This is a genomic window from Streptococcus penaeicida (genome assembly GCF_002887775.1).
GTDB lineage: Bacteria > Bacillota > Bacilli > Lactobacillales > Streptococcaceae > Streptococcus > Streptococcus penaeicida.
This window is the reverse complement of the sequence record NZ_LOCM01000033.1, coordinates 123393-129950: the sequence shown is the minus strand read 5'-3', so window position 1 is coordinate 129950 and position 6558 is coordinate 123393. Positions and strand designations below refer to the sequence as shown.

5 protein-coding genes and 1 pseudogene are annotated in these 6558 nt (G+C 37.7%); 3 read left to right on the top strand and 3 right to left on the bottom strand.

The window, feature by feature from the left end:
* Nucleotides 1-335: 335 nt before the first annotated feature.
* The 3 genes from AT575_RS09950 to sdaAB are packed head-to-tail and all read right to left on the bottom strand — an operon-like array spanning nucleotide 336 to nucleotide 2523.
* A complete protein-coding gene (locus tag AT575_RS09950) occupies nucleotides 336-962 on the bottom strand; it encodes an HAD hydrolase-like protein (protein WP_102778184.1) in 627 nt (208 codons plus the stop codon).
* Between the two features lie 4 nt (nucleotides 963-966).
* Nucleotides 967-1839: an L-serine ammonia-lyase, iron-sulfur-dependent, subunit alpha gene (sdaAA, locus tag AT575_RS09945; RefSeq protein WP_102778177.1), complete on the bottom strand. Its 873-nt coding sequence runs from the start codon at nucleotides 1837-1839 to the stop codon at nucleotides 967-969.
* A gap of 12 nt (nucleotides 1840-1851) precedes the next feature.
* On the bottom strand, nucleotides 1852-2523 hold the full coding sequence (gene sdaAB, locus AT575_RS09940) for an L-serine ammonia-lyase, iron-sulfur-dependent subunit beta (RefSeq protein WP_102778176.1): 672 nt from the start codon (nucleotides 2521-2523) through the stop codon (nucleotides 1852-1854).
* Between the two features lie 256 nt (nucleotides 2524-2779).
* Here sdaAB and mnmA point away from each other — a divergent pair.
* From mnmA to mnmG, 3 genes and pseudogenes are all read left to right on the top strand, one after another.
* Nucleotides 2780-3901, top strand: a pseudogene (gene mnmA / locus AT575_RS09935) (tRNA 2-thiouridine(34) synthase MnmA).
* Between the two features lie 248 nt (nucleotides 3902-4149).
* Nucleotides 4150-4602, top strand: coding sequence for an NUDIX hydrolase (locus AT575_RS09930; RefSeq protein ID WP_102778175.1), 453 nt, complete (start codon nucleotides 4150-4152; stop codon nucleotides 4600-4602).
* Nucleotides 4603-4614: 12 nt separating this feature from the next.
* Nucleotides 4615-6516: a tRNA uridine-5-carboxymethylaminomethyl(34) synthesis enzyme MnmG gene (gene mnmG, locus AT575_RS09925; protein ID WP_102778174.1), complete on the top strand. Its 1902-nt coding sequence runs from the start codon at nucleotides 4615-4617 to the stop codon at nucleotides 6514-6516.
* Nucleotides 6517-6558 lie beyond the last annotated feature (42 nt).

The following is a 6558-nucleotide window of genomic DNA, read 5'->3' as shown; positions in this document are numbered from 1 at the left end:
TGAAGATCCCTTTAGGGATAGTGGCAAGTAATACAAAGGCCTCTTTGAGAGGCAAGTGACGAGTCAAGAGCAATAAGGCTTGAACAAAGTGAAAGCCAGCGCCTTTAGACGCTGGCTTGTATTCTGGGCTTATAGCCCTTGTTCAAACCACCCGTTTAGACGGGTGGTTAATGATTTTTCAATTCTTTTACCTAGAAATTCTGTTTCGACATCTTATCAATCAGTTACCCAGTTATAATAATTTTCTTCATTTTAAGTCTTAAAATTTTAGTGTAAAGTTGAATACAAACAAACCACCCAATAATTGGGTGGTGTTTTATCAATTTGATGATTCATTATAGCAAGTTTGGAATCTCTGCAGGGCTATGAGCAATTTGGTCAGCGTTAGCTATTATTAAGTCTGATTCTGTTCCAAATCCCCATGTTACGCCGAGTGTGTTGATTCCGGCCACTTTTCCACCAATAATATCAAATTGAGTGTCACCAATGATAACTGTTTGGTCACTATCTAATGTTTCCTCTTTGAGACATGCTTTAACAACATCTGCTTTAACAAAACGATTAGGCATAGAGCCAAAAATTTTTGTAAAGTAGTTGTCAATTCCTAATTCTTCTAGCATATGGGTAGCCATCGGCTCATGCTTACTAGTGGTAACATAAAGGGTATATTCTGAAAACTTTAGCTTATCCAACAATTCTGGGATACCTTTGTAAAGGTGAACTTGATAGACGCCTTCATTTTTATAGAATTCTCTAAAATGCTGGATGGCAATTTCAACTTGTGTTTTATCTGTAAAGAAATTGTCAAATGTCGTTTCAAGAGGTGGTCCTATAAAAGTTGACAGAACTTTGACATCAGGAACTTCCAAATTCATCTGTGTAAAAGTATATGTAAAGGCATTGATTATTCCTTGACTAGAATCAACTAAGGTTCCATCTAAATCAAATAAAAGATTTTTCATGGCTTTACTCACCAAAAATTTCTTTACTGTAACGTCGACCAGTTGGTGTTGCTGCTAAACCACCTTCTGCTGTTTCTCTAAATGCAGTTGGTAAAGCTGATCCAACTTGATACATGGCATCAATAACTTCATCTACAGGAATTTGAGATTTTATCCCCGCAAGTGCCATATCAGCAGCGATAATTGCAAAGCTTGAACCTAAAGCATTTCGTTTAACACATGGGACTTCTACAAGGCCTGCTACGGGATCACAGATTAGTCCCAACATATTCTTAATAACAAAAGCAATGGCTTGACTAGCTTCAAATGCTGTTCCACCAGCTGCTTTTACTAAGGCAGCTGCACTCATAGCTGATGCTGAACCAACTTCTGCTTGACAGCCTCCTTCTGCTCCGGAAATAGATGCGTTATTACCAATAACAAGACCAAATGCACCTGCTGTAAACAAGAAATCAAGTTGTTCTTCTTCAGTTAAATTGAGTTTGTCAATTGCTGTTGACAGTACTGCAGGGAGACAGCCAGCAGATCCAGCTGTAGGTGTAGCACATACTAGTCCCATTTTGGCATTTAACTCATTGACAGCCATAGCATTTCTAACAGCAGTAAGGACAGTTGTATCCGCAATTGACTTTCCAGATTTGAGATAGATATCCATTTTAAGGGCATCTCCACCTGTCAAACCAGAAATTGATTTACTTGGTGTCAAACCATTGACAACTGACTCCTTCATCACCTCTAGGTTACGGCTCATGATGTAAATAATCTCATCCCTAGTTCGGCCTGTAACTTCCATTTCAGTGGCAATCATTAATTCTGCTACATTGCCATTAAACTTTTCATCGGCTTGTTGAACAAGCTCTTCTATTGTAAAAAACATTTTTGCTTCCCTCTAGTCAAAGAAATTGACATTGTGTAAATGTGAAATCTTTTCGATTTTATTGACAGCATCTTGACAATCACGAGTATCAACTTCAATAATCATAATGGCTTTTTCGCCAGCACTTTCTCTAGTAACATTCATTTGAGCGATGTTAATCTCAAATTCAGATAAAATATCAGTAACCCGTGCAATCATCCCTGGAATATCCTGATGGACAATGATTAGGGTTGGGGTATTCATTGACAGTGAAACAGAAAAACCGTTTAATTCTGTTACTTGGATATTTCCACCTCCAATTGACACCCCTGTAATGCTCATCTTTTTATCACCCTTCTTGACAGTTATCTTTACAGTATTAGGGTGAGGAGCATTGCTATCTTTTAAGATGTCCCAGTAAATCCGGATGCCTCTTTGATGAGCAATTTCCAGTGAATTCTTGATGTCAGGATTGTCTGTATCCATTCCCATGATACCTGCAACTAAGGCCTTGTCAGTACCATGACCTTGATAAGTTTTGGCAAAAGAGTTATAGAGATGGAAAGTGACTTCATCTGGAATTTCGCCAAAGATTGAATGGACAACCTTTCCTATTCTAACTGCACCTGCTGTATGACTACTTGAAGGACCAATCATAACCGGACCAATGATGTCAAAGACAGATTGAAATTTTTGTGTTTTCATAATTTCTCCCAAAGTTTTACTTTAGGTTTATTATAACAAACAATAAGAAAATTTCCTCATTTTTTATAGATTTTTATAGAAATTTATATTATTTTATAAAAATAATATTGTAGTACTAGTGTGAAGTAGTTGATTTCATGGCATAACTTGTTATAATAGACTTTGCGTTAAAGACGCTTCAAAATCGACCTTCAAATCGACTTTTGAAAACGACGACCTTCAAATCGTACGTTAAACGAAAAGATGGGAGACTTTTATGACAGATAAGTCAAAAACACGTGTCGTTGTCGGCATGAGTGGTGGCGTTGATTCATCGGTAACAGCCTTTTATTAAAAGAGCAGGGTTATGATGTCATTGGCGTTTTCATGAAAAATTGGGATGATACTGATGAATTCGGTGTCTGTACAGCAACAGAGGATTATAAGGATGTGGCAGCTGTAGCTGACCAAATTGGTATTCCATATTACTCTGTCAACTTTGAAAAAGAGTATTGGGATAGAGTTTTTGAATACTTTTTGGCTGAGTATCGTGCAGGGCGTACACCAAATCCAGATGTTATGTGTAATAAAGAAATTAAATTCAAAGCATTTCTTGATTATGCTATGAACTTAGGTGCTGATTATGTCGCAACTGGTCATTATGCGCAAGTAGACCGTGATCAAGATGGTATCGTTCATATGTTGCGAGGTGCCGACAATGGGAAAGATCAAACTTATTTCCTAAGTCAGTTGTCGCAAGAACAATTACAAAAAACCTTATTCCCTTTGGGGCACTTACAAAAGCCTCAGGTTCGGGAAATTGCAGAGCGAGCAGGACTAGCTACAGCTAAAAAAAAAGGATTCAACTGGTATTTGCTTTATCGGTGAGAAGAACTTCAAACAATTTTTGAGTCAATACTTACCAGCACAAAAGGGTAGAATGATGACTGTTGATGGACGTGACATGGGTGAACATGCGGGACTCATGTACTATACTATTGGTCAACGTGGAGGATTAGGTATTGGAGGACAACATGGTGGTGACAATCAACCTTGGTTCGTTGTCGGAAAAGACCTTAAAGAAAATATCTTGTATGTCGGACAAGGATTCTATCATGAATCATTAATGTCAACGAGTCTGAAGGCATCAACAATTCACTTTACACGTCAAATGCCTGAAGAATTCACTATAGAATGCACAGCAAAATTCCGATATCGACAACCTGACTCAAAAGTTACAGTCCATGTTAAAGGTGATAAGGCAGAAGTTATTTTTGCGGAGCCACAACGTGCTATCACTCCAGGTCAGGCAGTTGTCTTTTATGATGGAGATGAATGTTTAGGTGGTGGAATGATTGACATGGCATTTAAAGATGGAGAAGCCTGTCAATATATTTAAGACATCTGAATCTTGAAAAATTAATATGTATCGTTGACAATAAATTTACATAATCGTCAATAATCTTAACAACTCTGTCAACTAAATTGACAGAATTGTTTAAAATTATATTTGACAATTTAAGTCATTTTGATAAAATACTAATAACATATTTCAATGATGGTCAAAGCTCATGGAAATTGTAAGTCTTTTTGGCGTACAGTTTTCGAGGGTTTTGGCTATTTTTCTGCTTATTTTAGGAGAAAATTGTGGATTTAGATTTTAGAAATAAGTTAAACAATATTGTAGCTTCTGTTAGAGCGACTGCTTTGATTATAAAAGATGAGAAAATCTTTCTAACAAAGGATAGCAATAATCGCTATTATCCATTAGGTGGGGCTGTAAAAATAGGGGAAACAACCGAAAGTGCTGTTTCACGTGAAACAAAGGAAGAAGTTGGTATTGATGTTGTAATTGATAGATTAGCATTTATCGTCGAAAATTATTTTTTCGAAGAAGATGTAAGCTGGCACAATATTGAATTTCATTATATCGTTTCTCCAAAGGAAGAACCAGACTTGAAAATGCAAGAAGGTTCTAAAGTTCAAGTCTGTGAATGGGTTGAGATAAACAAACTGGATGAAATTGATTTGGTTCCAGAATTTTTGAAAACGGAGTTGCCAAATTGGAATGGTCAATTAAAACACGTTATTAATAAGTAAAAGAGGAAAAAAATGGTACATGAATTTACAGAATCCTATGACGTTATTGTTGTAGGTGCAGGTCACGCAGGTGTTGAAGCGAGTTTAGCTGCTGCCCGTATGGGTTGTAAAACATTGCTTGCCACAATTAATTTAGATATGCTTGCTTTTATGCCTTGTAATCCGTCGATTGGTGGGTCAGCAAAAGGAATTGTTGTTCGTGAAATTGATGCACTCGGTGGTGAGATGGGCAAGAATATTGATAAAACCTATATTCAAATGAAAATGTTGAATACAGGGAAAGGTCCAGCTGTCCGTGCTTTACGAGCACAAGCTGATAAAACTTTATATGCTCGTGAGATGAAACATACGGTTGAAAAGCAAGAAAATCTGACCCTGCGTCAAAGCATGATTGATGATGTCTTAGTTGAAGACAATCAAGTTGTCGGTGTCTTGACAGCGACGGGTCAAAAGTTTGCTGCGAAAGCCGTTATTGTGACAACTGGGACTGCTTTACGCGGTGAAATTATTCTAGGAGAATTGAAATATTCTTCAGGTCCTAACAATAGTTTAGCTTCTGTAACTTTGGCAGATAACTTAAAAAAACTTGGGCTTGAAATTGGTCGCTTTAAAACTGGAACACCTCCACGTGTCAAGGCATCGTCAATTGATTATGATCAAACAGAAATTCAACCTGGAGATAGTAAACCTAATCATTTTTCATTTATGTCTAAAGATGAGGATTACTTACAAGATCAAATTCCATGTTGGTTGACTTATACCAATCAAAACAGTCACGATATTATCAATAAAAACCTCTACCGTGCTCCAATGTTTTCAGGTATTGTAAAGGGTGTTGGTCCACGTTATTGTCCGTCTATTGAAGATAAGATTGTCCGCTTTGCCGACAAAGAGCGCCATCAATTGTTCTTAGAACCGGAAGGACGAGACACTGAGGAAGTTTACGTTCAAGGTTTGTCAACCAGTTTACCAGAAGATGTTCAAAAAGAACTGATTCACTCGATTAAAGGTTTAGAAAATGCCGAAATGATGCGGACTGGTTATGCCATTGAATATGATATTGTCCTTCCTCATCAACTTCGCGCAACGCTTGAGACCAAAGTTATTTCTGGCCTCTTTACAGCTGGTCAGACCAACGGGACATCTGGTTACGAAGAAGCTGCAGGGCAAGGGATTGTAGCCGGGATCAACGCTGCTCTGAAAGTGCAAGGTAAACCGGAACTAATTCTCAAAAGAAGTGATGCCTATATCGGGGTTATGATCGACGATTTGGTGACCAAAGGGACATTAGAGCCATACCGTCTGTTGACATCTCGTGCTGAGTATCGCTTGATTTTACGTCATGACAATGCTGATATGCGTCTAACTGAAATTGGACGTATGATTGGTTTGGTTGATGATGAGCGCTGGGCAAGTTTTGAGATTAAGAAAAATCAGTTTGATACAGAGTTGAAGAGACTAAATAGTATCAAGTTAAAACCAATCAAAGAAACTAATGAACAGGTTCAAGCCTTAGGTTTTAAGCCATTGACAGATGCGATGACGGCTAAAGAATTTATGCGTCGTCCAGAAATCGATTATGCGACTGCCGTCTCTTTTGTTGGCCCAGCAAGTGAAGATTTGGATTCGAAAATTATTGAGCTTCTTGAGACAGAAATTAAATACGAAGGTTATATTAATAAAGCCTTGGATCAAGTTGCAAAAATGAAACGGATGGAAGAGAAGCGGATTCCCAAAAATATCGATTGGGATGCTATTGATTCTATTGCCACTGAAGCCCGTCAAAAATTCAAGAAAATTAACCCAGAAACGATTGGTCAAGCTAGTCGGATTTCAGGGGTTAATCCTGCGGATATTTCAATTCTTATGGTTTACATCGAAGGAAATGGTAAGGCTAGAAGAAAGATGCCTTAAGTCATGAAAATGTAACCTTATCAGACACATACAGCTCTGTTT

Bases quoted from the DNA above. Each gene is read 5' to 3' on its own strand.
- AT575_RS09950 (WP_102778184.1), bottom strand. From the start codon at position 962: ATGAAAAATCTTTTATTTGATTTAGATGGAACCTTAGTTGATTCTAGT.
- sdaAB (WP_102778176.1), bottom strand. From the start codon at position 2,523: ATGAAAACACAAAAATTTCAATCTGTCTTTGACATCATTGGTCCGGTT.
- mnmG (WP_102778174.1), top strand. From the start codon at position 4,615: ATGGTACATGAATTTACAGAATCCTATGACGTTATTGTTGTAGGTGCA.
- sdaAA (WP_102778177.1), bottom strand. From the start codon at position 1,839: ATGTTTTTTACAATAGAAGAGCTTGTTCAACAAGCCGATGAAAAGTTT.